Consider the following 24,737-nt stretch of genomic DNA (forward strand, 5'->3'; position numbering starts at 1 on the left):
ATGGCCGAACGTAAATTCACCGGAAAGCACGCTCTGGCGGTGTTTGTCGGTGCCTTTGGCGTGATCATCGCGGTGAACCTTGTGCTGGCTTATAATGCGGTGAAAACGTTTCCCGGGCTGGAGGTCAAGAATTCCTACGTTGCCAGCCAGGAGTTCAACGATCGCCTGAAAGAGCAGCAGGCATTGGGCTGGACGGTTCGGGCAGAAACCAAAGGTGGCCTTCTGATCCTGCATATTACGGACGCGACCGGTGCACCGGTTCAGGTCAGCGAATTGCAGGCGGTGGTTGGCCGCGCAACCCATGTGCGGGACGATTTTGCACCGGATTTCACCTTTGACGGCGCGGCCTATGCCACACCTGCCACGCTGGGCAAGGGCAACTGGAATATCCGGTTGGTCGCGCGTGATGGCAGTGGCGCCGAGTTTTCGCAGCGCGTTCCGCTGTACGTGAAAGGGTAGCCGATGACGGCGCAGCTTTCATCCGGTACGGCGGCCTGTCCGGGGTGTCTGGCAGCACCAGCAGAACCCGCGCGCCCGATTCCGGAAGATGTGCAGATTGCCTTGTCGCTGCCGGGCATCCACTGCTCGGCCTGTATCGCGACGGTCGAACGTGAACTGAACGCCCATCCCGGTGTCGAAGACGCGCGGGTCAACCTGACTCTGAAACGGGCGATGATCAAAGCCGCGCCGGAAACCCGCGCGGCCGATCTGATCCCGGTGCTTGAACGGGCAGGTTTCGAAGCGCACGAGCTTGACCCCGGCGCTTTGTCGGCAACACAGGCGGACAAGGCGGGGCGTGACCTGCTGATGCGACTGGCCGTCGCCGGGTTCGCATCCATGAACGTGATGCTGTTGTCGGTGTCGGTCTGGTCCGGTGCAACAGACGCGACGCGCGACATGTTCCACTGGATTTCCGCTGCAATCGCGCTGCCTGCCATTGCCTTCTCGGCGCAACCGTTCTTTGCCAACGCCTGGAGCGCCCTGCGGGTGCGGCGGCTGAACATGGATGTGCCGATCACGCTGGCGATCCTGCTGGCGCTGGTCACCTCCCTGTGGGAGACCGCACTGAGCGGAGAGCACGCCTATTTCGATGCCGCGCTGACCCTGACTTTCTTCCTGCTGGCGGGCCGGTATCTTGATTACCGCACCCGCGCCGCAGCCCGATCCGCCGCAGAAGAGCTCACCGCTCTGGAAGTGCCGCGCGCGATCCGTATCGTGGACGGGGTGGAGGCCGAAGTTGCGGTGGCCGATCTGAAGGTCGGTGATCTGATCCTTGTGCGCCCCGGTGGCCGAATGCCGGTGGACGGTCAGATCGTGTCTGGTCAGTCCGAACTGGACCGTTCGCTGTTGACGGGGGAAACCCTGCCGGTGTTTGCCGAAGCCGGCCAGTTGGTCAGCGCGGGCGAGGTCAACCTGACAGGACCGCTGACCCTGCGCGCCACAGCAGTGGGTCAGGATACGTCGCTGCACCGGATGGCGGATCTGGTGGCCATCGCTGAATCGGGGCGGTCCCGCTATACCTCGCTGGCCGACAAGGCCGCCAAGCTTTATGCGCCCGGTGTCCACATCCTTTCGGCGCTCAGCTTTGTGGGGTGGTACATCTATTCGGGCGATTTGCGCACCGCTCTGAACATTGCCGCGGCGGTTCTGATCATCACCTGTCCCTGCGCCTTGGGTCTGGCTGTTCCAGCAGTGACCACCGCTGCCTCGGGCCGGTTGTTCCGCAAGGGTATGCTGATCAAGCACGCAACCGCGCTCGAACGGTTGTCCGAGACCGACACCGTGGTTTTCGACAAGACGGGCACGCTGACCTCGGGTGCGCCGGAACTGGTCAATCTTGGCGATCACACCCGCGCACAGGTCGAGGTTGCGCTGGCCCTGGCCGAGGCCTCTGCGCATCCCTTGTCGGTATCATTGGCCAAAGCCGCGCGACAGGCCGGGATCAAACCTGCAAACGTCCGGGACATAACCGAAGTGCCGGGATACGGCACCCAAGGGGAATACCGCGGCCAACCCGTTCGTTTGGGCCGGGCCGCATGGGTTGGCGCACAGCAGGGCGCGGAAACGTCTGCCTGGCTTGCAATTGGCGACGACGCGCCCCTAGCATTCCGTTTCTCGGACGCGCTGCGTCCGGGCGCGGACGAGGCAGTGGAAGCGTTGCGCGCGTCAGGCAAGCACGTGCTGCTGATCTCAGGGGATTCGATGGGTGCCGTGCAATCATTGGCCGAGAAGCTGGGAATAACGGATTGGGTCGCCGAGGCTTTGCCGCAGGACAAGGCACAGCGCATTCAGGACCTCAGGGATCAGGGCCGCAAAGTTCTGATGGTGGGGGATGGCCTGAACGATACGGCTGCTTTGGCGGCGGCACATGTGTCGATCTCTCCGGCCTCGGCGCTGGATGCGGCGCGGGTTGCCTCGGACATCGTGCTTCTGGGCAATGACCTTCTGCCCATTGCGGATGCCTGCGATACGGCCATCAAGGCCACCCGTCGCATCCGCGAGAACTTCCAGATCGCAACCGTTTACAACGTGATTGCCGTTCCGCTGGCCGTGATCGGACTGGCGACACCGCTGATCGCGGCCTTGGCGATGTCGACCTCGTCGATTACCGTATCGCTGAACGCATTGCGGCTGAGGTAACCCTGATGGAAGTGCTTGCCTATCTGATCCCGATTTCCCTGTTTCTGGGGGGCGTTGGTCTGGTCGCCTTTATCTATACCGTTCGTTCCAATCAGTACGAAGACCCCGATGGCGACGCGCGCCGCATCCTGAATGACGAGTGGGACGACAAACCCAAACCCTGACCAATCGCCCGATAAGCGCTGAGTTCATCCAAGCGCCCTTGAAATTGCCGCAATGCCCGGCTATGTCCGGCCCATCCGCAAGCAGAGAGAACACGCCAAATGGCCACCACCAACCCGATCCAGTTCATTCAGCAAGTCCGTGCCGAAGTTTCCAAGGTTGTCTGGCCGACCCGGCGCGAAGTGCTGTTGACCACGGTCATGGTCTTCATCATGGCGGCGCTGACAGCTGTGTTTTTTGCTTTGGTCGATCTGGGTATCCGGGGCGGCCTTCAGCTGATTCTGGGCGCTTTCGGCTAAGCCGGTTCAGGCGGGGGCAAATACGACTGCCCCTTGCACCTCGCGCGATGTCAGAGTAGGTGACGCATATTCGGAATGGGCGTGTGGCGATTCGGGTCACGCGCCGCTTTTTATTCCGGATGACGTGACAGGATTTAAATGACGGGTGTGTCCGCAATATGTGATGCCCCGAAGACAAACAAGGACGACAGGTTCATGGCGAAACGGTGGTACTCGGTCAGCGTTCTTTCGAATTTCGAAAAGAAGATCGCAGAGCAGATCCGCACGTCGGTGGCTGAACAGGGCCTTGAGAACGATATCGACGAAGTTCTGGTGCCCACCGAAGAGGTGATCGAAGTGCGCCGGGGCAAGAAGGTCACCACCGAACGCCGCTTTATGCCGGGTTACGTGCTGGTGCATATGGAAATGTCGGATCAGGGCTATCACCTGATCAACTCGATCAACCGCGTCACCGGTTTTCTGGGTCCGCAGGGCCGCCCGATGCCGATGCGCGACGCCGAGGTGAACCAGATCCTCAACCGCGTTCAGGAAGGCGAAGAAGCGCCCAAGTTGATGATCACCTTCGAGATCGGCGAGAAGGTCAAGGTCAACGACGGACCGTTCGAGGATTTCGACGGCATGGTCGAAGGCGTGGACGACGAGGCGCAGAAGCTGAAAGTATCGGTCTCGATCTTTGGCCGCGAAACCCCGGTCGAGCTGGACTTCACGCAGGTCACCAAGCAAAGCTAAGCGTTCTGCCAGAGAAATTCGAAACGCCGCGATGTCAAAGCATCGCGGCGTTTTCGCATCGGTGCCGCGGAAAGCACAACGATTTACCTGCGCCAAAGTATCGACACAATTTGTTGATTATTTCCAGATCGGCGACAATTGAGGGATTACTAAAAATGACAGCTTTTGCGCAAGATGTGTTGGCCGTCAAAAGCAAAGAAACACCCAATGTTTCTAGTCTTCTAGTCGAAGTTGCTCGACGGACCGGGAGAAGTCCATTTTCGCTGGCCTTTGATTTTTTCAAGCTTCGCAAGAAACGCGGAAAGCTGAGGTTTTACGAGTACTTTCTTTACGAGCTTTATGATCGGGAGCGTTGGTCAGATATTGAGCGTGAGGAGTTCGTTTCATCTCATATCCACTGGCCGCTTGTAAATGCTTGCAACAACAGTCAATGGCAGGCCCTCACCGAAGATAAATGGTTGTCTGCGTGTTTCCTCGAACACAACAGGCTGCCCGTTCCGAAAACACTGGCTGTCTTTGATCGCAGCGCTCGCCAGTTCGGGGGAACGCCAAAACTGACAAACGCCGAAGACTTGAAGTCTTTCTTTTCGACCCACGGGTCATATTCAGTTTTCGCGAAACCTATCGTCGGGATGTGGAGCGCAGGTGCCATGCGCATTTCGGGGCATACTGATACGCATGTCATTCTCGACGGGCTGGAACCTCAATCCTACGAGGACTTCGCCAATTCGACACTTGGTGAAATCCCCTACATCTTTCAGGACTGTCTGAAACCACATGGTTTTTTTGACGGTATTACCGACGCTATCGCGACCGTGCGCAGTTTGAATGTTATCGACGACAATCAGCTTTCCGTTCCGTTTACAATGCTAAAGCTGCCCCTTGCGGGGAATGTTGCGGACAACTTCTGGCGGCCCGGCAACCTTCTTTGCAACCTGAACCCGGAAACCGGCGAGGTTAAGGCCATAGCCTCAGTTGAAGACGGTCGCCGAGTTGAACTTAGCTCTCTGCCGGAATGCGACCGCACTCTTATTGGTGAAAAACTGCCATTCTGGGCTGAACTGAAAAAGCTGAACCAAGAAATCGCTTTGTTGCACGCAGAAAATCACTTTGGATCAACGGATATCGCTCTTACAGAGAATGGCCCGGTTGTGGTTGAAGTGAACAATGGCTGCGCTTTTGAACTTGTGCAAATTGCGACTGGTAAAGGGTTTCTCGACGAAAAAATGAAAGAGTTCTTTAGCAAACACAATGTGAAATTCTAGAATATTGGCGAATGCGGCCTTCAACGTTGTCGGATAAGTTCCACTCGCACGTGTTTTCAGGGCTCGTATTCTTGTGTCAGATCATTGTGATAAGCCAGAGGGGCGTACAGCCAGTAATGTTTCGCCCCAAAGAACGCCCAGCAAGCTTTTGACGACCAGAACGCAGTGCCTTTTGTAAGCCGGGTTCTTTTTTGATTATGGAAGCGTAACACCGCGGTGCATTTGGCACCGCGGCGGTTTAGTTTAAGACGCGGAGTCTCGACGCCGTTTCGCGTTTGGGCTTACTGCGACTGAACCATGGCTGCGCGCAAAAGCTGCGGGCGGTCGGTCTGGGACGGCAGGAAGACCGCCTGCGACCCGGCATCCAGCGCCGAAAGGCTTGCATCATACCATTGCATCGCAAGATCGCGGCGCGCCTGAACACCAAAGCCTTCGCGCAGATGGTGACCGACCAGTTCTCCGTATGCGGGTTCACCCATGGCAACCAGCATCAGCGCAGACCCAACTGCGGTATCCATGTTGTCCTGACGATATCCCATCGCAAGGCAGACCTTGCTGGTTGCGGCAAGATCAGCAGGGCTAAGACCCGAATCCAAGGCAAGCTTGCGCACCTGGGTTTCAGCCTCTGATTTCGAGTTGATAGACAGCGCGTCAACTTGCGGTGCCAACATGTCGCCAAATGCGGCGCACTGGTCTGCGACCTGATCGGGTGTAAGACCCTGAATGCCCTGCATCAGCTCTTCGCCCTGTGCCATCGCATAGCTGCGGGCAAGGCAGAATTGTTCGCTAAGCGCAAAGTCAGGATCGGACATGTTAGACAGGGTCGTATAGCCGCCATTGGTCGACGTTTGCAGCATGACCCCGCTGCACCGGTTGGCCAGCGACGGGCCTCCGGTTCCGCCGGAAAACAGGCTCGGCAGGCTGGCTGTCGTGGTTTCAGTGGCGCTTGTTGCGGGTTCGGCCTGTTGAGGCGTGATAACCGGGATGGCCGGTGCCTGGGTCTGAGGTGCCGCCGCCAAGGCAGAGCCGGTTTGCACCTGTTGGCGATAGGCCATCAAGAGCGGTTGACCCGAAAGCTGGGTTGCCGCCTGCCCACCGCTTGTCGCCCAGTAATAGGCCTGCATCAGAAAGTCATACTGATAGGGCTGGAAGTCATAGCCATTCACAGGATAGCCCATGGACACCTGATAGCGTTCGATCGCCGACCGGGTTCCATGCCCGACCTGCCCATCGACACGCCCGGCGTTATAACCGAAATAGTTGAGCGCCGTTTGCGTTTGTGCCCCTTGCGAGGTCGATGGAATGGTCGACCTGTAGGTCCGGGTTGTTGACCGCGACTTTTTCTTCTGCTGGTCCTTGCCGATTGCATATCCGACGACCCCACCTACAACAGCACCACCGATGAAGTCGCCCGCATCGGCCCGCGCTGTCTGGGGAACGGCTGCTGCAAAAGACAGTGCAGCGACCAGCATAGTTAATAAACGAATAATCATGACGAACCTCCGAACAAATATGTTTTCCCCGATTATAGCACAGCCACAGCATGGCGCGGTTATTTATGCGGCGCAAGGAACGAAGCCATAGCAGTCTGTCGGCCGGGTGCCGGGTTCGCTCCGGTTTTTTCAAGCAAATTAAACCCTTAATATGGCGCGAAACCTTGTGTTACAGGCCGGCTGGTTTCTCCTGGGTTTGACCGGAAAGATGAGCAATTTCGCGCCCTGGCGCATCAACGCCGGTGTTCATCGACGTGGAACTCGATTCGGTGATCCCGAATTGAAAGGCAGGCCACTTGCCAACCCCCATAATCCCCTGTAAACGCCGCCTCTATCGTCTTCGGGCGAGATTCTCTCGTGGGAGGTTACCGGGGTCGCGATCCCGGGCCGGACCACGCAACAAAATCCGGGTGAGACGCGTTTCACCCTAGTTGAAAGGAAAACCAAATGGCCAAGAAGCTTGCTGGTACAATGAAACTGCAGGTTCCTGCAGGTCAGGCGAACCCGTCGCCGCCAGTTGGTCCGGCGCTGGGTCAGCGCGGCATCAACATCATGGAATTCTGCAAGGCGTTCAACGCCAAGACCGCAGATATGGAGCCCGGCGCGCCGTGCCCGACCGTGATCACCTACTATCAGGACAAGTCCTTCACCATGGACATCAAGACGCCGCCCGCGTCTTACTACCTGAAAAAAGCTGCTGGTCTTAAGCCGGTCGGTAAGCGTAACCGCCCCCGCGGCGCGGAAAACCCAGGTCGCGAGACCGTGGCAACCGTGACCTCCAAGCAGGTTCGTGAAATCGCCGAAGCCAAAATGAAAGATCTGAACGCCAACGACGTCGAAGGCGCAATGCAGATCATCCTGGGCTCGGCCCGCTCCATGGGCATCGAGGTGAAGTAAGATGGCAAAACTCGGTAAACGTACCCGCGCTGCGCGCGAAGCCGTCGCTGGCAAGGAAAACCTGTCGGTGGACGAAGCTGTTGCCCTGGTCAAAGCCAATGCAACGTCGAAATTCGACGAGACCATCGAAATCGCGATGAACCTGGGCGTTGACACCCGTCACGCAGACCAGATGGTGCGCGGCGTTGTCGGACTGCCGAACGGCACAGGCAAAGACATGCGCGTTGCTGTCTTCGCACGTGGCGCGAAGGCTGATGAAGCGAAAGAAGCAGGCGCGGATATCGTTGGCGCAGAAGACCTGATGGAAACCATTCAGGGCGGCACCATCGAATTCGATCGCTGCATTGCAACCCCGGACATGATGCCGATCGTCGGTCGTCTGGGTAAGGTTCTGGGCCCCCGCAACCTGATGCCGAACCCCAAGGTTGGCACCGTGACCATGGACGTGAAAGCAGCCGTGGAAGCAGCCAAAGGCGGCGAAGTTCAGTTCAAGGCGGAAAAAGGCGGCGTTGTGCACGCAGGCGTTGGCAAAGCGTCGTTTGACGAAGCCAAGCTGGTCGAAAACATTCGCGCCTTCGTCTCGGCTGTTGCCCGGGCCAAGCCGTCGGGTGCCAAAGGCACCTACATGAAGAAAATCGCGCTGAGCTCGACCATGGGCCCCGGCGTGACCGTTGATGTGGCAGAAGCTTCGGGCGAATAAGTCTGATCTTCGTCAAAGCAATGTTGCGGGCGGTCCAAACGGACCGCCCGTTTTCGTTTAACTGAACGGCAACGCGGTGTGGCTGGCTGTATCGCCAGTCAGAGTGAAGAAGCTCCGGTCTTCAATGGGCGTCCAATTTCCTGTGCCCTTGTCCAGCGGCTCGGACGCGATGACCCTGCCGCCGTGGTCCAGCCCTTCCCCGAAATACAGGGACGGGCTGCGCTGGTCGCTGGAATATCGAAACGCATACAGGCTCTGCCCATCTGAAAAGGCGACGGCCATGCGATCCGGTTGCGTCCGATGACCGTCAAGCGCATCGATCTGACGCAGAGTTGCGACAACAGCGTCCTGCGGCGCATCATCCAGCCCGTTTGCCAGCAGGAGCAGAAACAGAAGCTCTGAATCCGTCGACCCGCGCCGCGCCGCATAAAGTTCGTCCGGCAGTGAGGATTCAAGCCGTCTTCGCAAACGCCCGAACTCGCCAATCTGGCCATTATGCATGAAGGACCATTTGCCAAACGTGAAAGGGTGGCAGTTTGCGCGCGACACTTCGCCGAACGTCGACGCGCGGACATGGGCCAGAAACAGCGAGGATTTTATCATCCTGCAAAGATCGACCAGGTTACCATCCGACCACGCGGGCAGGACATCCCTGTACAGGCCGGGGCGATCCTGGTCTGCGTACCAGGCCATACCAAAGCCATCGCCATTGACGGCAAGTTTAGCTTCGGCCGCGTGCTGGCTTTGCTCCAGCAAGGAATGCTGGGGCCGGATGACGATGTTTTCAAGCGGGATACTTGGTCCGCAATAGGCGGCAATTCTGCACATTTGTTCTGATTCTTCTTGTTTCTGAGAAAAATTGTCGGGTTATAGTCTTGAACTTGGAACAATGTCACGAACTATTTTGCGCTCAGCCCTGAAATTCGACCAAATCAATTGCTCGTCACCGCACTTAATCTTGTGGTTCTGGTCATCCCTTGTTGCGTCTGATTAATCCCAATTTACCTCTTGGAAACCCCGGCCATCTGTCCTAAGTAGACCTGCGGAATAAAGCGTGCGATTCGTCGTGCGCTTTATTTTGTTTCGTCCAAGACGGTGGGTGGTGCCATATGGCCCCTTAATTCCCTGCCTGAGACGGGTAAGACCAAAGAATTCTGAGGGTCCCACCCTCGGGCGAGTTTTGGCCAATCCCGTAACAACGGACCTGAACGCCGGGGCGCAAGCCGCGGCAAATATGAGCCGGGGTGAGAACTCACCCCTAACTTGGAGAGAACTGTGGATAGAGCCCAGAAAGAGAAAGTGGTCGAGGAACTCGGCCAAATCTTCGAAAGCTCTGGCGTCGTAGTGGTTGCCCACTACGCCGGTCTGACAGTTGCCGAGATGCAGGACCTTCGCGCACGTGCCCGTGACGCGGGTGGCTCCGTGCGTGTTGCCAAGAACAGGCTCGCCAAAATCGCCCTCGAGGGTAAGCCGTGTGCAAGCATGGCCGACCTGCTGACAGGGATGACCGTTCTGACCTATTCCGAGGACCCCGTGGCAGCAGCCAAGGTGGCCGAGGACTTCGCCAAGGATAACAAGAAATTTGAAATCCTCGGCGGTGCAATGGGCGAGAACGCTCTGGACCGCAAAGGCGTTGAAGCCGTTTCGAAAATGCCGTCTCGCGAGGAGCTTATTGCTTCGATCGTGGGCTGCATTGGCGCACCTGCTTCGAACATCGCCGGCGCGATTGGCGCACCTGCAAGCAATATCGCAAGCATCCTTTCCACCATCGAAGAGAAGGCGGAAGCTGCGTAAGCGGTTGGCACTGAATGATCTGCGTAGGGTACCTACCCTGACGTTGGAACACACATTGTAAACGGAAAGAGCTGATAAAATGGCTGATCTGAAAGCACTCGCAGAAAGCATCGTGGGTCTGACCCTGCTGGAAGCACAAGAACTGAAAACCATCCTCAAAGACGAATACGGCATCGAGCCCGCAGCTGGCGGCGCCGTAATGGTCGCAGCAGCTGGTGGCGACGCCGGTGGCGCAGCTGAGGAAGAAAAAACCGAATTCGACGTCGTTCTGAAGAACGCCGGCGCTTCGAAAATCAACGTGATCAAAGAAGTTCGCGGCATCACCGGTCTGGGCCTGAAAGAAGCCAAGGAACTGGTCGAAGCCGGCGGCAAGATCAAAGAAGGCGTGTCGAAAGACGAAGCCGAAGACGTCAAAGCCAAGCTGGAAGCAGCTGGCGCCGAAGTCGAGCTGGCCTAAGCCTGGTCTCAGGCGCATCGCTGATGCGCCGAAAATTTTGGCTGGATCCGGAGAAATCCGGGTCCAGCCGAACCTGTCTTAGAAAGGGCCTCACGGAATGGGGCGTTTTCTAAGACACGGTTTTCGGATCGGGAGGCCGCCTTCGGGACGGTGGCCACGAATTGATCCGGACGTGTTGTCTCGATTGTGCAAGATGCCGGGGCCCGACGGTGTCTTTGCCCGCTGAGAACATCGAAAGGTGACATCTGACATGGCTCAAACGTTCCTTGGCCAGAAACGTCTTCGTAAATATTACGGCAAAATCCGCGAAGTACTGGAGATGCCGAACCTCATTGAGGTACAGAAATCTTCTTATGATCTTTTCCTGCGCTCCGGCGATGCAGAACAGCCCACAGACGGCGAAGGCATCAAAGGCGTGTTCCAATCGGTTTTCCCGATCAAGGATTTCAACGAAACCTCTGTTTTGGAGTTCGTGAAATACGATCTGGAGAAACCCAAATACGACGTCGAAGAGTGCATGCAGCGCGACATGACCTACAGCGCACCGCTGAAGGTTACCCTGCGCCTGATCGTGTTCGATGTTGATGAGGACACCGGCGCGAAATCGGTAAAAGACATCAAGGAACAGGATGTCTTCATGGGCGACATGCCCCTGATGACCCCGAACGGCACCTTTGTCGTCAACGGCACCGAGCGTGTGATCGTCTCCCAGATGCACCGCTCGCCCGGTGTGTTCTTTGACCACGACAAGGGTAAAACCCATTCCTCGGGCAAGCTGCTGTTTGCCTGCCGCATCATCCCGTATCGCGGCAGCTGGCTGGACTTCGAGTTTGATGCCAAGGATATCGTGTTCGCCCGTATCGACCGCCGCCGCAAACTGCCTGTGACAACCCTGCTTTATGCGCTGGGTCTGGATCAGGAAGCGATCATGGACGCGTATTACAAAACCGTGTCCTACAAGCTGGACAAGAAGAAGGGCTGGGTCACGCCGTTCTTCCCCGAGCGTGTTCGCGGCACCCGTCCGACCTATGACCTGATCGACGCGAAATCAGGTGAGGTGATTGCCGAGGCAGGCAAAAAAGTCACCCCGCGCGCGGTCAAGAAGCTGATCGACGAGGGCACCGTCACAGAACTGCTGGTTCCGTTCGATCACATCGTTGGCAAGTTTGTCGCCAAGGACATCATCAACGAAGAAAACGGCGCGATCTATGTCGAAGCCGGTGACGAACTGACGCTGGAATATGACAAGGATGGCGACCTGATCGGCGGTACCGCGAAGGAACTGATCGACGCGGGCATCACCGATATTCCGGTTCTCGACATCGATAACGTCAATGTCGGTCCCTACATGCGCAACACCATGGCGCAGGACAAGAACATGAACCGCGAAAGCGCGCTCATGGATATCTACCGCGTCATGCGTCCGGGTGAACCACCCACCGTCGAAGCGGCGTCGGCCCTGTTCGACACCTTGTTCTTCGACAGCGAGCGGTATGACCTGTCCGCCGTTGGCCGCGTGAAGATGAACATGCGCCTGGCTCTGGACGCGCCGGATACCCTGCGTACCCTGCGCCGCGAAGACATCGTGGCCTGCGTCAAGGCTCTGGTCGAACTGCGCGACGGCAAAGGCGACGTGGACGATATCGACCACCTCGGCAACCGTCGTGTGCGTTCGGTCGGCGAACTGATGGAAAACCAGTACCGCGTCGGTCTGCTGCGTATGGAGCGCGCGATCAAAGAGCGTATGTCGTCGGTCGAGATCGACACCGTCATGCCGCAGGACCTGATCAACGCGAAACCGGCTGCTGCTGCTGTGCGTGAATTCTTTGGCTCGTCGCAGCTGTCGCAGTTCATGGACCAGACCAACCCGCTGTCGGAAGTCACCCACAAACGCCGTCTCTCGGCGCTTGGCCCCGGTGGTCTGACGCGTGAGCGTGCGGGCTTTGAAGTACGCGACGTGCACCCGACCCACTACGGCCGGATGTGCCCGATTGAAACGCCGGAAGGCCCGAACATCGGTCTGATCAACTCGCTGGCCACCTTTGCCCGCGTGAACAAGTATGGCTTCATCGAAACACCTTACCGCGTCGTCAAGGACGCCGAGGTGACCGATGAGGTTCACTACATGTCCGCGACCGAGGAAATGCGTCACACCGTGGCGCAGGCGAACGCGACGCTGGACAAGAACGGCAAGTTCATCAACGATCTGGTTTCGACCCGTCAGGCAGGCGACTACACCCTTGCCCCGCGCGAGAATGTGGACCTGATCGACGTGTCGCCGAAACAGCTGGTTTCGGTCGCGGCTTCGCTGATTCCGTTCCTTGAAAATGACGACGCCAACCGCGCTCTGATGGGCTCGAACATGCAACGTCAGGCGGTTCCGCTGCTGCGGGCCGAGGCACCGCTGGTCGGTACCGGGATCGAGGAGAAGGTCGCGATCGACTCGGGTGCTGCGATTCAGGCGAAACGCGCCGGCATCATCGACCAGGTCGATGCCCAGCGTATCGTTATCCGCGCCACCGAGGATCTGGAACTGGGTGACGCTGGCGTTGACATCTATCGTCTGCGTAAGTTCCAGCGTTCGAACCAGAACACCTGCATCAACCAGCGTCCGCTGATCAAGGTGGGTGACACCGTCCAGAAGGGCGAGGTCATTGCCGACGGTCCGTCGACCGATATGGGTGAACTGGCCTTGGGTAAGAACGTGGTCGTCGCGTTCATGCCGTGGAACGGTTACAACTACGAAGACTCGATCCTGATCTCGGAACGTATCGCGCGTGATGACGTCTTTACCTCGGTCCATATCGAGGAATTCGAAGTCGCCGCCCGTGACACCAAGCTGGGCCCGGAAGAGATCACCCGCGACATCCCCAACGTCGGTGAAGAAGCGCTGCGCAACCTCGACGAGGCGGGCATCGTTTACATCGGCGCGGATGTGGAGCCGGGCGATATTCTGGTCGGCAAGATCACTCCGAAGGGCGAAAGCCCGATGACCCCGGAAGAAAAGCTGCTGCGCGCCATCTTTGGTGAAAAAGCATCTGACGTGCGCGACACCTCGCTGCGCGTGAAGCCGGGCGACTACGGTACGGTCGTCGAGGTCCGCGTCTTCAACCGTCACGGCGTCGAGAAAGACGAGCGTGCGCTGCAGATCGAGCGTGAGGAAGTCGAACGTCTGGCCCGTGACCGGGACGACGAGCTGGCGATCCTTGACCGCAACATCTATGCGCGTCTGCAAGGCCTGATCCTTGGTAAAACCGCAGTCAAAGGCCCGAAAGGCGTCAAGGCAGGCTCGGTGATCACCGAGGAACTGCTGGAAACCCTGACCCGTGGTCAGTGGTGGCAGCTGGCGCTGGAAGGCGAGCAGGACGCACAGATCGTCGAGGCCCTGAACGAGCAATACGAAGTGCAAAAGCGCGCTCTGGATGCCCGTTTTGAAGACAAGGTCGAGAAAGTCCGCCGTGGCGACGACCTGCCGCCGGGTGTGATGAAGATGGTCAAAGTCTTCATCGCCGTGAAGCGCAAGCTGCAGCCGGGCGACAAGATGGCCGGTCGTCACGGGAACAAAGGTGTGATCTCCAAGGTTGTTCCGATGGAAGACATGCCGTTCCTGGCCGATGGGACCCCGGTCGACTTCTGTCTGAACCCGCTGGGTGTGCCTTCGCGTATGAACGTCGGTCAGATCCTTGAAACCCACATGGGTTGGGCCGCGCGCGGTCTGGGTCTGAACATCGATGAAGCTCTGGATGAATACCGCCGTTCCGGCGACCTGACCCCGGTGCGCGAGGCGATGAAGCTGGCCTATGGCGAAGATGTCTACGAAGAAGGCATCACTGGCATGGACGAGGAAACGCTGATTGAGGCAGCGGGCAACGTGACCCGCGGTGTTCCGATCGCAACCCCGGTCTTTGACGGTGCCAAAGAGGCTGACGTCAACGACGCACTGGTGCGTGCGGGCTTCTCGGAAAGCGGTCAGTCGGTTCTGTTCGACGGTCGTACGGGTGAGCAATTTGCACGTCCGGTGACCGTGGGCATCAAGTACCTGCTGAAACTGCACCACCTGGTGGACGACAAGATCCACGCGCGTTCGACCGGGCCCTACAGCCTGGTTACCCAGCAGCCGCTGGGTGGTAAGGCGCAGTTCGGTGGTCAGCGCTTTGGTGAGATGGAAGTCTGGGCTCTGGAAGCTTACGGCGCCGCCTACACTCTGCAGGAGATGCTCACCGTGAAATCGGATGACGTCGCCGGCCGGACCAAGGTCTATGAGTCGATCGTCAAGGGCGAGGATAACTTTGAAGCGGGCGTACCGGAATCGTTCAACGTTCTGGTGAAAGAAGTCCGCGGCCTCGGCCTGAATATGGAACTCCTGGATGCGGAGGTCGATGAGTGACGAAGGGATGCCGGGCTGAAGCCCGGCCTACCATCTGATCCGGCGTAGGCCGGGCTTCAGCCCGGCACTGCGTGACCCCCGCACCCTCTAACTCTGAGGTAAAGAGATGAACCAGGAAATCACCAACAACCCGTTCAACCCGCTGACGCCCCCGAAGGTCTTTGACGAAATCAAAGTCTCGCTGGCGTCGCCCGAACGGATTCTGTCTTGGTCCTATGGCGAGATCAAGAAACCCGAAACCATCAACTACCGGACGTTCAAGCCCGAACGTGACGGTCTGTTCTGCGCGCGTATCTTTGGCCCGATCAAAGATTACGAATGTCTGTGCGGCAAATATAAGCGGATGAAGTATCGCGGCGTTGTCTGCGAGAAATGCGGTGTGGAAGTCACCCTGCAGAAAGTCCGCCGCGAGCGTATGGGCCACATCGAACTGGCCGCGCCCGTTGCACATATCTGGTTCCTGAAATCGCTGCCGTCCCGCATCGGTCTGATGCTGGACATGACGCTGCGCGATCTGGAACGCGTTCTGTACTTTGAAAACTATGTCGTCATCGAGCCCGGTCTGACCGACCTGACCTACGGCCAGATGCTGACCGAAGAAGAGTATATGGATGCGCAGGATGCCTTTGGCATGGACGCGTTCACCGCCAATATCGGTGCCGAAGCCATCCGTGAGATGCTGGCCCAGATCGATCTGGAAGCCGAAGCCGAACAGCTGCGCGCTGATCTGGCCGAAGCCACAGGCGAGTTGAAGCCCAAGAAGATCATCAAGCGTCTGAAGGTTGTTGAATCCTTCCTCGAGTCGGGCAACCGGCCTGAATGGATGGTCATGACCGTGATCCCGGTCATCCCGCCGGAACTGCGTCCGCTGGTTCCGCTGGATGGTGGCCGTTTCGCGACGTCGGATCTGAACGATCTCTATCGCCGCGTGATCAACCGGAACAACCGTCTGAAGCGTCTGATCGAATTGCGCGCGCCTGACATCATCGTCCGCAACGAAAAGCGGATGTTGCAGGAATCCGTGGATGCTCTGTTTGACAACGGCCGTCGTGGCCGGGTGATCACCGGCGCCAACAAGCGTCCGCTGAAATCGCTGTCGGACATGCTGAAAGGCAAGCAGGGTCGCTTCCGTCAGAACCTTCTGGGGAAACGCGTCGACTTCTCGGGCCGTTCGGTCATCGTGACCGGTCCGGAGCTTAAGCTGCACCAGTGTGGTCTGCCCAAGAAGATGGCGCTGGAGCTGTTCAAGCCGTTCATCTACTCGCGCCTTGAAGCCAAAGGTCTGTCTTCGACCGTGAAACAGGCGAAGAAACTGGTCGAGAAAGAGCGTCCCGAAGTTTGGGATATCCTCGACGAGGTGATCCGTGAACACCCTGTCATGCTGAACCGTGCGCCGACGCTGCACCGTCTTGGCATTCAGGCGTTCGAACCGGTCCTGATCGAAGGCAAAGCGATCCAGCTGCACCCGCTGGTCTGTTCGGCCTTCAACGCCGACTTCGACGGCGACCAGATGGCCGTTCACGTCCCGCTGAGCCTTGAGGCACAGCTGGAAGCCCGTGTTCTGATGATGTCGACGAACAACGTTCTGTCGCCTGCAAACGGCGCGCCGATCATCGTTCCGTCGCAGGACATGATCCTGGGTCTGTACTATGTGTCGCTGGAACGTGCGGGCATGCCGGGCGAAGGCAAGGTCTTTGGTTCGATCGACGAAGTTCAGCACGCGCTGGATGCGGGTGAGGTGCATTTGCACACCAAAATCACCGCGCGGATCACGCAGATCGACGAAGAAGGCAACGAAGTTCAGAAGCGCTATGAAACCACTCCGGGCCGTCTGCGTCTGGGTGCCCTGCTGCCGATGAACAACAAGGCACCGTTCGATCTGGTCAACCGCCTGCTGCGGAAGAAAGAAGTGCAGCAGGTGATCGACACCGTCTACCGCTACTGCGGCCAGAAAGAGTCGGTTATCTTCTGTGACCAGATCATGTCGATGGGCTTCAAAGAAGCGTTCAGGGCGGGCATCTCGTTCGGCAAGGACGACATGGTCATTCCAGACGACAAGTGGGGCATCGTTGATGACACCCGCGATCAGGTGAAAGACTTCGAACAGCAGTACATGGACGGCCTGATCACTCAGGGTGAAAAGTACAACAAGGTTGTCGATGCCTGGTCGAAGTGTAACGACCGCGTCACCGAGGCGATGATGAGCACCATCTCGAACGTCGCCAAGGCCGAAGACGGGTCTGACATGGAACCGAACTCGGTCTACATGATGGCCCACTCCGGTGCGCGGGGCTCGGTCACTCAGATGAAACAGCTGGGCGGTATGCGCGGCCTGATGGCCAAGCCGAACGGTGACATCATCGAGACGCCGATCATCTCGAACTTCAAGGAAGGTCTGACCGTTCTTGAATACTTCAACTCGACCCACGGTGCCCGTAAGGGTCTGTCGGATACCGCTCTGAAGACGGCGAACTCGGGTTACCTGACCCGTCGTCTGGTGGACGTGGCGCAGGACTGCATCGTTCGTGAGATCGATTGTGGCACCGAGCGCGCAATCACTGCCGAAGCTGCGGTCAACGATGGTGAGGTTGTCGCCTCGCTGGCCGAGCGTATCCTGGGCCGTGTGGCGGCTGACGATATCCTGCGTCCGGGTACGGATGAGGTGCTTGTTGCGGCTGGTCAGCTGATCGACGAACGTATGGCAGACACCATCGACGAAGCGGGCGTTCAGTCGACCCGCATCCGCTCACCTCTGACCTGCGAGTCTGAGGAAGGCGTCTGTGCCACCTGCTACGGTCGTGACCTTGCTCGCGGTACCATGGTGAACACGGGTGAGGCTGTCGGCATCATCGCCGCCCAGTCCATCGGTGAACCCGGTACACAGCTGACGATGCGGACCTTCCACATCGGTGGTGTTGCGCAAGGTGGTCAGCAGTCGTTCCAGGAAGCCAGCCAGGCTGGCGTCGTATCCTTCGAGAACCCGCAGATCCTGGTCAATGCCGCAGGCGAAAGCCTTGTCATGGGCCGCAACATGAAGCTGGTGATCAAGGACGATCACGGCGAAGAGCGCGCCAGCCACAAGCTGGGCTACGGCTCCAAGCTGTTCGTCAAGGAAGGCACCAAGGTGGCCCGCGGCGACAAGCTGTTCGAATGGGATCCCTACACCCTGCCGATCATCGCCGAGAAAGCCGGTACCACCAAATACGTCGATCTGGTTTCGGGCCTTGCCGTCCGTGACGAGACCGACGAAGCAACCGGCATGACCCAGAAGATCGTGATCGACTGGCGCGCCGCCCCCCGTGGCAGCGACCTCAAGCCCGAGATCATTCTGGTCGGTGACGATGGCGAACCGGTCCGCAACGATGCGGGCAACCCGGTTCACTATCCGATGTCGGTGGATGCGATCCTGTCGGTCGAAGATGGCCAGAAGATCGAAGCCGGTGACGTTGTTGCGCGTATTCCGCGTGAAGGTGCCAAGACCAAAGACATCACCGGTGGTCTGCCGCGTGTGGCCGAACTGTTCGAAGCCCGCCGTCCGAAAGATCACGCGATCATCGCAGAAGCCGATGGTTACGTGCGCTTTGGCCGCGACTACAAGAACAAGCGCCGCATCAGCATCGAACCGGCTGACGAGTCGCTGGAACCCATCGAGTACATGGTACCCAAGGGCAAGCACATCCCTGTTGTCGAAGGCGACTTCGTACAGAAGGGCGACTACATCATGGACGGCAACCCGGCCCCGCATGACATCCTGTCCATCATGGGTGTCGAGGCGCTGGCGAACTACATGATCGACGAAGTGCAGGATGTGTATCGTCTGCAAGGCGTGAAGATCAACGACAAGCACATCGAAGTCATCGTGCGCCAGATGCTGCAGAAGTGGGAGATCCTGGATTCAGGCGACACCACCCTGCTGAAAGGCGAACATGTCGACAAGCAGGAGTTCGACGCAGCCAACGAAAAGACCATCGCCCGCGGTGGTCGTCCGGCACAGGGCGAGCCGATCCTTCTGGGGATCACCAAGGCCTCGTTGCAGACGCGTTCGTTCATCTCGGCGGCGTCGTTCCAGGAAACCACCCGCGTACTGACCGAAGCGTCCGTGCAGGGCAAAAAGGACAAGCTGGTCGGCCTGAAAGAGAACGTCATCGTTGGTCGCCTGATCCCCGCCGGTACCGGTGGGGCCACGCAGGCCGTCCGCCACATCGCGCAGTCGCGCGACAATGTGGTGATCGAAGCCCGCCGGGAAGAGGCCGAAGCGGCCGCTGCCCTGGCTGCGCCGATCATGGATGATGATCTGGTCGGGGATGAGCTGGACGTTCTGGTGGAAACACCCGAAAGCCGCGAGTAATCGCCCGATTGACAAGTTTAGGAAGGCCCCGCGATTTCGCGGGGCCTTTCGTTTTTGCAGGGCTGAAACGCGCACCACGCTTAAGGCGGTTCCAGACCACTGGAATATCGCGCTCGCCGTATGAGACCTGCAATAACAGTAGGGTTTTTCTGGTTTAGCCTAAACTGTGCTACCATCCGCCATGAGTTCACACAGGTGACGGGGGTGGATGATGAGAGCTGTCACAAAGTTGTCGCGCGTATTTTCGGTTTTCGGTCTGGGCCTGATGGCCGCCTGCACGGACTATGCCTATGTGGGGATGCCACCGGGCCAGCCATCGCGTGAGATCGTGATCCCGAACGGCACGACGCGCCTGATCCCGATATCCGGCTCGATCGTCGGGCTGGCATATGATGAGCCGCGACGGCGGATCTTCCTGCGCAATCTTCCCGGTACCCAGCTACAGGAGCTTGACCGAAATGGCCGTGTCCTGCGTACCTTTGCGGCACAGCGGGTTCCGGCCGGATGCGGTGGCATCACACCTGACGAGTTTCCCATCAAAGAATGCGGGTTGGCCGTTCGGGGAAGCGACGGGCATCTGTTCCTCGACCATCCGAACGGGGTGATGATCGCGGAACTGACCCGCGACGGGCAATTTGTGCGCAACATAACCCTCAGCCAACCGCAAGGGCCGATTGGCGGGCTGGCCTTTGATGAAACGACCGGCACGTTTTATGTGCTGTTCATCCGCAATCGCCTGATCGCCGAGGTGGATTTGAACGGCACGGTGCTTAGGACAATCCGGGCGACCAATCCATCGGTCGGCGCAGCGGTGCAGATCGAACGCTTTGGCCTTGGCATCAATTCCAAACGCCGCGAGCTTTATGTTGCGCTTCAGAACGGCAACCAGCTTGGCGTTCTGGACATGTCCGGCGGGTTGATCGCAACGCACATGCTCAGCGCCGGGGTGGCTGTGGAAGGGATCGGAGGTGGTCGGGTCTCTGGTCTCTGATAGGGGCTCAGAAGGCGTTTTCGACCCGCTCCCAACGCGTCGGAGCGTAATTCTTGCGCTGATCTGATTTGATGCGTTGACAGGCGGCTGTCCGATTGGGCCAATGGCCCGATCACTCTGCGCAGGGCCAAATCTGACATGAACCCAAACACCAAAGGTGCCTTGCTGATGATGGGCAGCATGGCGGCCTTCACCCTGAACGACACTTTGGTCAAGGTCGCGCTTCGGGAACTGCCATTGTTCCAACTCGTGGCCATGCGGGGCGTCCTGGCCGTTTTCCTTGTCTACGGTCTTGCCCGTTATCTGGGGGCGCTGCACCTCAATTTCTCAAACCACGACCGGTGGCTGGTTGCGCTGCGCAGTCTGGCCGAACTGTCGGCTACCTTCTTTTTTCTGACAGCGCTCAAGAACATGCCGCTTGCCAATGTGACGGCCATTCTACAGGCGCTGCCTCTGACCGTGACTCTGGGCGCGGCGCTGGTCTTCTCCGAACAGGTCGGCTGGCGGCGCATATTGGCGATTGCCATTGGTTTTGGTGGCATGGTTTTGATCGTCAGACCCGGTCCTGACGGCTTCAGCCTGTATTCCATCTACGCGCTGATAGCAGTGGCTTCGATCACGGTTCGCGATCTGGTGACGCGACGCATGTCGCCCCAGGTTCCGTCAATGGTGGTGACGTTGGCGACGTCTCTTTCCATCACCGTGGCCGCAGCGATTGCTTCGGTGTTTGAAGGATGGGTTCCGGTTTCCGGCGCTGCGGGTTCTCTGGTTGCGGCGGCGGCCGTGTTCGTCCTGATGGGCTATCTGTTCAGCGTCATGGTCATGCGTCAGGGCGATGTCGGGTTCATCGCGCCGTTTCGCTATTCCAGCCTGATCTGGGCCCTAGGGTTGGGCTGGGCCGTATTCGATGAATGGCCTGACGGTCTGACCATGCTGGGTGCGACACTTATCGTGGCCGCCGGATTGTTTACGCTGTTCCGGGAACGCGCGCGTCGGGAAGCGGCGTGAACCTGCGTGACAAGGCTCTGACCACTGGTTATCCGAAGGTGAAACCCAGCGTCCGGTTGCGGGCTTGGTACTTCCGGTGCAGCGCGGTTATATGAACCCGGTAAAGCCCGCGCACCCACTTCGGCACGGCCCGGATCAGCCTATTGCCGGGCAACCGGTATCGTGCTGTTGACACTCGGGCCGACTCCCCCTATTACGCGCGTCATCTCGGTGACGGGGGCCGCCCCATAGCCGATTCCAGTAATGAGCTGGTCAAGGCCCGGACAATTTTGCAGTTCGCGCCCTCTGAGAAACAACCGCGACGTTCACCTCGGAATGGGAACGCTCGTGGGTTTTGCGCTTGTGGACGCATAAGCGCAGCGAAGTTAGCCGCACGCAGCCCGCGTGCATGTCATGTGTTGCAAAACGGGGAAGAAACCGGAATGCCAACTATTCAACAGCTGATCCGCAAACCGCGGCAGCCCAAAGTAAAACGCTCGAAGTCCATGCACCTGGAGCAGTGCCCGCAGAAACGCGGCGTCTGCACACGTGTTTACACCACCACACCGAAGAAACCGAACTCGGCTATGCGTAAGGTTGCCAAGGTGCGCCTGACCAACGGGTTCGAGGTCATCTCGTACATCCCCGGTGAAAGCCACAACCTTCAGGAACACTCGGTTGTTCTGATCCGTGGCGGCCGTGTGAAAGACCTTCCCGGTGTGCGTTACCACATCCTGCGCGGTGTTCTGGATACTCAGGGCGTCAAAGACCGTAAGCAACGCCGTTCGAAATACGGCGCGAAGCGTCCCAAGTAAGAAGGAGAGGCTGATATGTCACGTCGTCACGCCGCCGAAAAACGCGAAGTCCTGCCTGACGCCAAGTTTGGCGATAAGGTTCTGACCAAATTCATGAACAACCTGATGATCGACGGCAAGAAGTCGGTCGCCGAGCGCATCGTCTACAACGCCTTCGACCGCGTTGAGAACAAGATCAAGCGCGCGCCCGTCGAAGTGTTCCACGAAGCACTCGACAACATCAAACCGTCGGTTGAGGTTCGCTCGCGCCGGGTTGGTGGTGCAACCTATCAGGTTCCGGTCGAAGTCCGCCCCGAGCGCCGCGAAGCACTGGCCATCCGCTGGCTGATCACCGCTGCGCGCGGCCGCAATGAAAACACCATGGAAGAACGCCTCGCCGGTGAACTGCTGGACGCTGTACAGTCCCGCGGTACCGCCGTGAAGAAGCGCGAAGACACCCACAAGATGGCCGAGGCGAACAAAGCCTTCAGCCATTACCGTTGGTAATCCCAGAGGCTTATCCAAATGGCACGCGAATATCCGCTCGAACTATACCGTAACTTCGGTATCATGGCGCACATCGACGCAGGTAAGACCACCTGCTCGGAGCGTATCCTGTATTACACTGGTAAATCCCACAACATCGGTGAGGTGCACGATGGTGCAGCCACCATGGACTGGATGGAGCAGGAGCAGGAACGCGGCATCACCATCACTTCGGCTGCGACCACCACCTTCTGGGAACGCACCGAAGACGGTCAGACCGCCGATACCCCCAAGCACCGCCTGAACATCATCGACACCCCCGGCCACGTTGACTTCACCATCGAAGTCGAACGCTCGCTGGCGGTTCTCGACGGTGCCGTCTGCGTTCTCGACGCAAACGCCGGTGTTGAACCCCAGACCGAAACTGTGTGGCGTCAGGCTGACCGCTACAAGGTTCCGCGTATGGTTTTCGTCAACAAGATGGACAAGATCGGCGCAGACTTCTTCAACTGCGTTCGCATGATCGAAGACCGTACCGGCGCACGCGCTGTTCCGGTTGGTATTCCGATCGGTGCCGAAACCGAGCTGGAAGGCCTAGTTGATCTGGTCACCATGGAAGAGTGGCTGTGGCAGGGCGAAGACCTTGGTGCAAGCTGGGTCAAAGCTCCGATCCGCGACAGCCTGAAAGACATGGCTGACGAATGGCGCGGCAAGATGATCGAAGCGGCCGTCGAAGAAGACGACGACGCGATGATGGCCTATCTGGAAGGCGAAGAGCCCGACGTTCCGACCCTGCGCAAACTGCTGCGCAAAGGCACGCTGGCGCTGCATTTCGTACCCGTTCTGGGAGGCTCGGCGTTCAAGAACAAAGGCGTTCAGCCGCTGCTCAACGCTGTGATCGACTATCTGCCCAGCCCGCTGGACGTTGTTGATTACATGGGCTTCAAACCCGGCGACGAGGAAGAAGTTCGTAACATCGCACGTCGTGCCGATGACGACATGGCCTTCTCGGGTCTGGCGTTCAAAATCATGAACGACCCCTTCGTTGGTTCGCTGACCTTCACCCGCGTTTACTCGGGCACCATGAACAAGGGCGACTCGATCCTGAACTCGACCAAAGGCAAGAAAGAGCGCATCGGTCGTATGATGATGATGCACTCCAACAACCGGGAAGAGATCGAAGAAGCGTTTGCAGGCGACATCATCGCGCTGGCGGGTCTGAAAGACACCACCACCGGTGACACTCTGTGCGATGCGAAGGATCCGGTGGTTCTGGAAACCATGACCTTCCCCGATCCGGTGATCGAGATCGCGGTCGAGCCCAAAACCAAGGGCGACCAGGAAAAGATGTCTCAGGGTCTGGCCCGTCTGGCCGCCGAAGACCCGTCCTTCCGCGTGGAAACCGACCTGGAATCGGGTCAGACCATCATGAAGGGCATGGGCGAACTTCACCTGGACATCCTGGTGGACCGTCTCAAGCGCGAGTTCAAGGTCGAAGCCAACATCGGTGCGCCTCAGGTGGCTTATCGTGAAACCATCTCGATGCCGGTCGAACACACCTATACCCATAAGAAACAGTCGGGTGGTTCGGGTCAGTTCGCCGAAGTCAAGCTGGAGATCCAGCCCACTGAGGCAGGCGAAGGTTACTCGTTCGAAAGCCGCATCGTTGGTGGTGCCGTTCCGAAGGAATACATCCCCGGTGTTGAAAAAGGCATCAACTCGGTCATGGACAGCGGCCCTCTGGCTGGCTTCCCCGTGATCGACTTCAAGGTTGCCCTGCTGGACGGTAAGTTCCACGACGTTGACTCGAGCGTTCTGGCGTTCGAAATCGCGGCCCGTATGTGTATGCGTGAAGGCATGCGCAAAGCTGGCGCGAAGCTGCTGGAACCGATCATGAAGGTCGAAGTGATCACCCCGGAAGAATACACCGGCGGTATCATCGGCGACCTGACCTCGCGTCGGGGCCAGGTGTCTGGTCAGGAACCGCGCGGCAACGCGATCGCGATCGATGCGTTTGTTCCGCTGGCGAACATGTTCGGCTACATCAACACCCTGCGTTCGATGTCGTCGGGCCGCGCCCAGTTCACCATGCAGTTCGACCACTACGATCCGGTTCCGCAGAACATCTCGGACGAGATCCAGGCGAAATACGCATAAGCGACGATTTGAGGGAGCGCCGTTCCGGGGCTCCCTTCATTACAGAAAAAGGAGGCCATCATGGCAAAGGAAAAGTTTGAGCGTAATAAGCCGCACGTCAACATCGGCACGATTGGGCATGTTGACCACGGCAAGACGACGCTGACCGCAG

20 protein-coding genes are annotated in these 24,737 nt (G+C 58.5%); 18 read left to right on the forward strand and 2 right to left on the reverse strand.

Translation table 11 applies throughout. The features are described 5' to 3' along the window. From ACR0ES_RS17980 to ACR0ES_RS18005, 6 genes are all read left to right on the forward strand, one after another. On the forward strand, nucleotides 1–459 hold the full coding sequence (locus tag ACR0ES_RS17980; protein WP_209507766.1) for a FixH family protein: 459 nt from the start codon (nucleotides 1–3) through the stop codon (nucleotides 457–459). 3 nt (nucleotides 460–462) lie between these two features. Next, nucleotides 463–2,640, forward strand: coding sequence for a heavy metal translocating P-type ATPase (locus ACR0ES_RS17985; RefSeq protein ID WP_480871446.1), 2,178 nt, complete (start codon nucleotides 463–465; stop codon nucleotides 2,638–2,640). Nucleotides 2,641–2,645: 5 nt separating this feature from the next. Next, nucleotides 2,646–2,804 (forward strand): cbb3-type cytochrome oxidase assembly protein CcoS, encoded by a 159-nt coding sequence (gene ccoS / locus ACR0ES_RS17990; RefSeq protein ID WP_480547333.1) that lies wholly within the window; start codon nucleotides 2,646–2,648, stop codon nucleotides 2,802–2,804. A 99-nt stretch (nucleotides 2,805–2,903) separates the two neighbouring features. Continuing rightward, on the forward strand, nucleotides 2,904–3,101 hold the full coding sequence (secE, locus tag ACR0ES_RS17995; protein WP_170427365.1) for a preprotein translocase subunit SecE: 198 nt from the start codon (nucleotides 2,904–2,906) through the stop codon (nucleotides 3,099–3,101). 195 nt (nucleotides 3,102–3,296) lie between these two features. Then, on the forward strand, nucleotides 3,297–3,830 hold the full coding sequence (gene nusG / locus ACR0ES_RS18000) for a transcription termination/antitermination protein NusG (RefSeq protein WP_209507773.1): 534 nt from the start codon (nucleotides 3,297–3,299) through the stop codon (nucleotides 3,828–3,830). Nucleotides 3,831–3,985: 155 nt separating this feature from the next. Next, nucleotides 3,986–5,095, forward strand: a complete 1,110-nt coding sequence (locus ACR0ES_RS18005; protein WP_480871447.1) for a sugar-transfer associated ATP-grasp domain-containing protein — start codon at nucleotides 3,986–3,988, stop codon at nucleotides 5,093–5,095. A gap of 281 nt (nucleotides 5,096–5,376) precedes the next feature. Here ACR0ES_RS18005 and ACR0ES_RS18010 read toward each other — a convergent pair whose 3' ends face one another. Continuing rightward, on the reverse strand, nucleotides 5,377–6,588 hold the full coding sequence (locus tag ACR0ES_RS18010; protein WP_480871448.1) for a peptidoglycan-binding domain-containing protein: 1,212 nt from the start codon (nucleotides 6,586–6,588) through the stop codon (nucleotides 5,377–5,379). 447 nt (nucleotides 6,589–7,035) lie between these two features. Between ACR0ES_RS18010 and rplK the strand changes: the two genes are divergently transcribed. Both rplK and rplA read left to right on the forward strand, forming a co-directional pair. Then, complete coding sequence (rplK, locus tag ACR0ES_RS18015) at nucleotides 7,036–7,485, forward strand: 50S ribosomal protein L11 (RefSeq protein ID WP_010440985.1); 450 nt, start codon at nucleotides 7,036–7,038, stop codon at nucleotides 7,483–7,485. Between the two features lies 1 nt (nucleotide 7,486). Then, nucleotides 7,487–8,185 carry a 50S ribosomal protein L1 gene (rplA, locus tag ACR0ES_RS18020; protein WP_209507781.1) on the forward strand — a complete coding sequence of 233 codons (699 nt, stop codon included), beginning with the start codon at nucleotides 7,487–7,489 and terminating at the stop codon, nucleotides 8,183–8,185. A 57-nt stretch (nucleotides 8,186–8,242) separates the two neighbouring features. Here rplA and ACR0ES_RS18025 read toward each other — a convergent pair whose 3' ends face one another. Beyond that, a complete protein-coding gene (locus tag ACR0ES_RS18025) occupies nucleotides 8,243–9,013 on the reverse strand; it encodes a class II glutamine amidotransferase (RefSeq protein ID WP_480774322.1) in 771 nt (256 codons plus the stop codon). A 447-nt stretch (nucleotides 9,014–9,460) separates the two neighbouring features. Between ACR0ES_RS18025 and rplJ the strand changes: the two genes are divergently transcribed. From rplJ to ACR0ES_RS18075, 10 genes are all read left to right on the forward strand, one after another. Beyond that, entirely contained in the window at nucleotides 9,461–9,979 is a 519-nt protein-coding gene (gene rplJ, locus ACR0ES_RS18030; protein ID WP_209507785.1) for a 50S ribosomal protein L10, read from the forward strand. A gap of 79 nt (nucleotides 9,980–10,058) precedes the next feature. Further along, complete coding sequence (gene rplL, locus ACR0ES_RS18035; RefSeq protein WP_209507787.1) at nucleotides 10,059–10,436, forward strand: 50S ribosomal protein L7/L12; 378 nt, start codon at nucleotides 10,059–10,061, stop codon at nucleotides 10,434–10,436. A gap of 250 nt (nucleotides 10,437–10,686) precedes the next feature. Continuing rightward, complete coding sequence (rpoB, locus tag ACR0ES_RS18040) at nucleotides 10,687–14,823, forward strand: DNA-directed RNA polymerase subunit beta (RefSeq protein WP_480871449.1); 4,137 nt, start codon at nucleotides 10,687–10,689, stop codon at nucleotides 14,821–14,823. A 106-nt stretch (nucleotides 14,824–14,929) separates the two neighbouring features. Next, entirely contained in the window at nucleotides 14,930–19,171 is a 4,242-nt protein-coding gene (gene rpoC / locus ACR0ES_RS18045) for a DNA-directed RNA polymerase subunit beta' (protein ID WP_480488900.1), read from the forward strand. Between the two features lie 211 nt (nucleotides 19,172–19,382). Next, entirely contained in the window at nucleotides 19,383–20,162 is a 780-nt protein-coding gene (locus ACR0ES_RS18050) for a hypothetical protein (protein WP_480508591.1), read from the forward strand. Nucleotides 20,163–20,300: 138 nt separating this feature from the next. Next, nucleotides 20,301–21,170: a DMT family transporter gene (locus ACR0ES_RS18055; protein ID WP_480624209.1), complete on the forward strand. Its 870-nt coding sequence runs from the start codon at nucleotides 20,301–20,303 to the stop codon at nucleotides 21,168–21,170. Nucleotides 21,171–21,592: 422 nt separating this feature from the next. After that, nucleotides 21,593–21,964, forward strand: coding sequence for a 30S ribosomal protein S12 (gene rpsL / locus ACR0ES_RS18060; protein WP_005621086.1), 372 nt, complete (start codon nucleotides 21,593–21,595; stop codon nucleotides 21,962–21,964). A gap of 15 nt (nucleotides 21,965–21,979) precedes the next feature. Continuing rightward, complete coding sequence (rpsG, locus tag ACR0ES_RS18065) at nucleotides 21,980–22,450, forward strand: 30S ribosomal protein S7 (protein WP_039529242.1); 471 nt, start codon at nucleotides 21,980–21,982, stop codon at nucleotides 22,448–22,450. An 18-nt stretch (nucleotides 22,451–22,468) separates the two neighbouring features. Beyond that, the gene (gene fusA / locus ACR0ES_RS18070; protein ID WP_480484702.1) at nucleotides 22,469–24,586 is read left to right on the forward strand and encodes an elongation factor G; all 2,118 of its coding nucleotides are present in this window, start codon (nucleotides 22,469–22,471) and stop codon (nucleotides 24,584–24,586) included. A gap of 60 nt (nucleotides 24,587–24,646) precedes the next feature. Continuing rightward, a partial coding sequence (locus ACR0ES_RS18075; RefSeq protein ID WP_036223564.1) for a GTP-binding protein occupies nucleotides 24,647–24,737 on the forward strand: 91 nt, incomplete at its 3' end.

Source organism: Ruegeria sp. N7 (genome assembly GCF_056531345.1).

Excerpts from the sequence above, each read along its gene's own strand:
- ccoS (WP_480547333.1), top strand. The coding sequence starts at position 2,646 with ATGGAAGTGCTTGCCTATCTGATCCCGATTTCCCTGTTTCTGGGGGGC.
- nusG (WP_209507773.1), top strand. The coding sequence starts at position 3,297 with ATGGCGAAACGGTGGTACTCGGTCAGCGTTCTTTCGAATTTCGAAAAG.
- rpsG (WP_039529242.1), top strand. The coding sequence starts at position 21,980 with ATGTCACGTCGTCACGCCGCCGAAAAACGCGAAGTCCTGCCTGACGCC.
- ACR0ES_RS18055 (WP_480624209.1), top strand. The coding sequence starts at position 20,301 with ATGAACCCAAACACCAAAGGTGCCTTGCTGATGATGGGCAGCATGGCG.
- rplA (WP_209507781.1), top strand. The coding sequence starts at position 7,487 with ATGGCAAAACTCGGTAAACGTACCCGCGCTGCGCGCGAAGCCGTCGCT.
- secE (WP_170427365.1), top strand. The coding sequence starts at position 2,904 with ATGGCCACCACCAACCCGATCCAGTTCATTCAGCAAGTCCGTGCCGAA.
- ACR0ES_RS17980 (WP_209507766.1), top strand. The coding sequence starts at position 1 with ATGGCCGAACGTAAATTCACCGGAAAGCACGCTCTGGCGGTGTTTGTC.
- rpsL (WP_005621086.1), top strand. The coding sequence starts at position 21,593 with ATGCCAACTATTCAACAGCTGATCCGCAAACCGCGGCAGCCCAAAGTA.
- ACR0ES_RS18050 (WP_480508591.1), top strand. The coding sequence starts at position 19,383 with ATGAGAGCTGTCACAAAGTTGTCGCGCGTATTTTCGGTTTTCGGTCTG.
- ACR0ES_RS17985 (WP_480871446.1), top strand. The coding sequence starts at position 463 with ATGACGGCGCAGCTTTCATCCGGTACGGCGGCCTGTCCGGGGTGTCTG.
- rpoB (WP_480871449.1), top strand. The coding sequence starts at position 10,687 with ATGGCTCAAACGTTCCTTGGCCAGAAACGTCTTCGTAAATATTACGGC.
- rpoC (WP_480488900.1), top strand. The coding sequence starts at position 14,930 with ATGAACCAGGAAATCACCAACAACCCGTTCAACCCGCTGACGCCCCCG.
- ACR0ES_RS18025 (WP_480774322.1), bottom strand. The coding sequence starts at position 9,013 with ATGTGCAGAATTGCCGCCTATTGCGGACCAAGTATCCCGCTTGAAAAC.
- ACR0ES_RS18010 (WP_480871448.1), bottom strand. The coding sequence starts at position 6,588 with ATGATTATTCGTTTATTAACTATGCTGGTCGCTGCACTGTCTTTTGCA.
- fusA (WP_480484702.1), top strand. The coding sequence starts at position 22,469 with ATGGCACGCGAATATCCGCTCGAACTATACCGTAACTTCGGTATCATG.
- rplL (WP_209507787.1), top strand. The coding sequence starts at position 10,059 with ATGGCTGATCTGAAAGCACTCGCAGAAAGCATCGTGGGTCTGACCCTG.
- rplK (WP_010440985.1), top strand. The coding sequence starts at position 7,036 with ATGGCCAAGAAGCTTGCTGGTACAATGAAACTGCAGGTTCCTGCAGGT.
- ACR0ES_RS18005 (WP_480871447.1), top strand. The coding sequence starts at position 3,986 with ATGACAGCTTTTGCGCAAGATGTGTTGGCCGTCAAAAGCAAAGAAACA.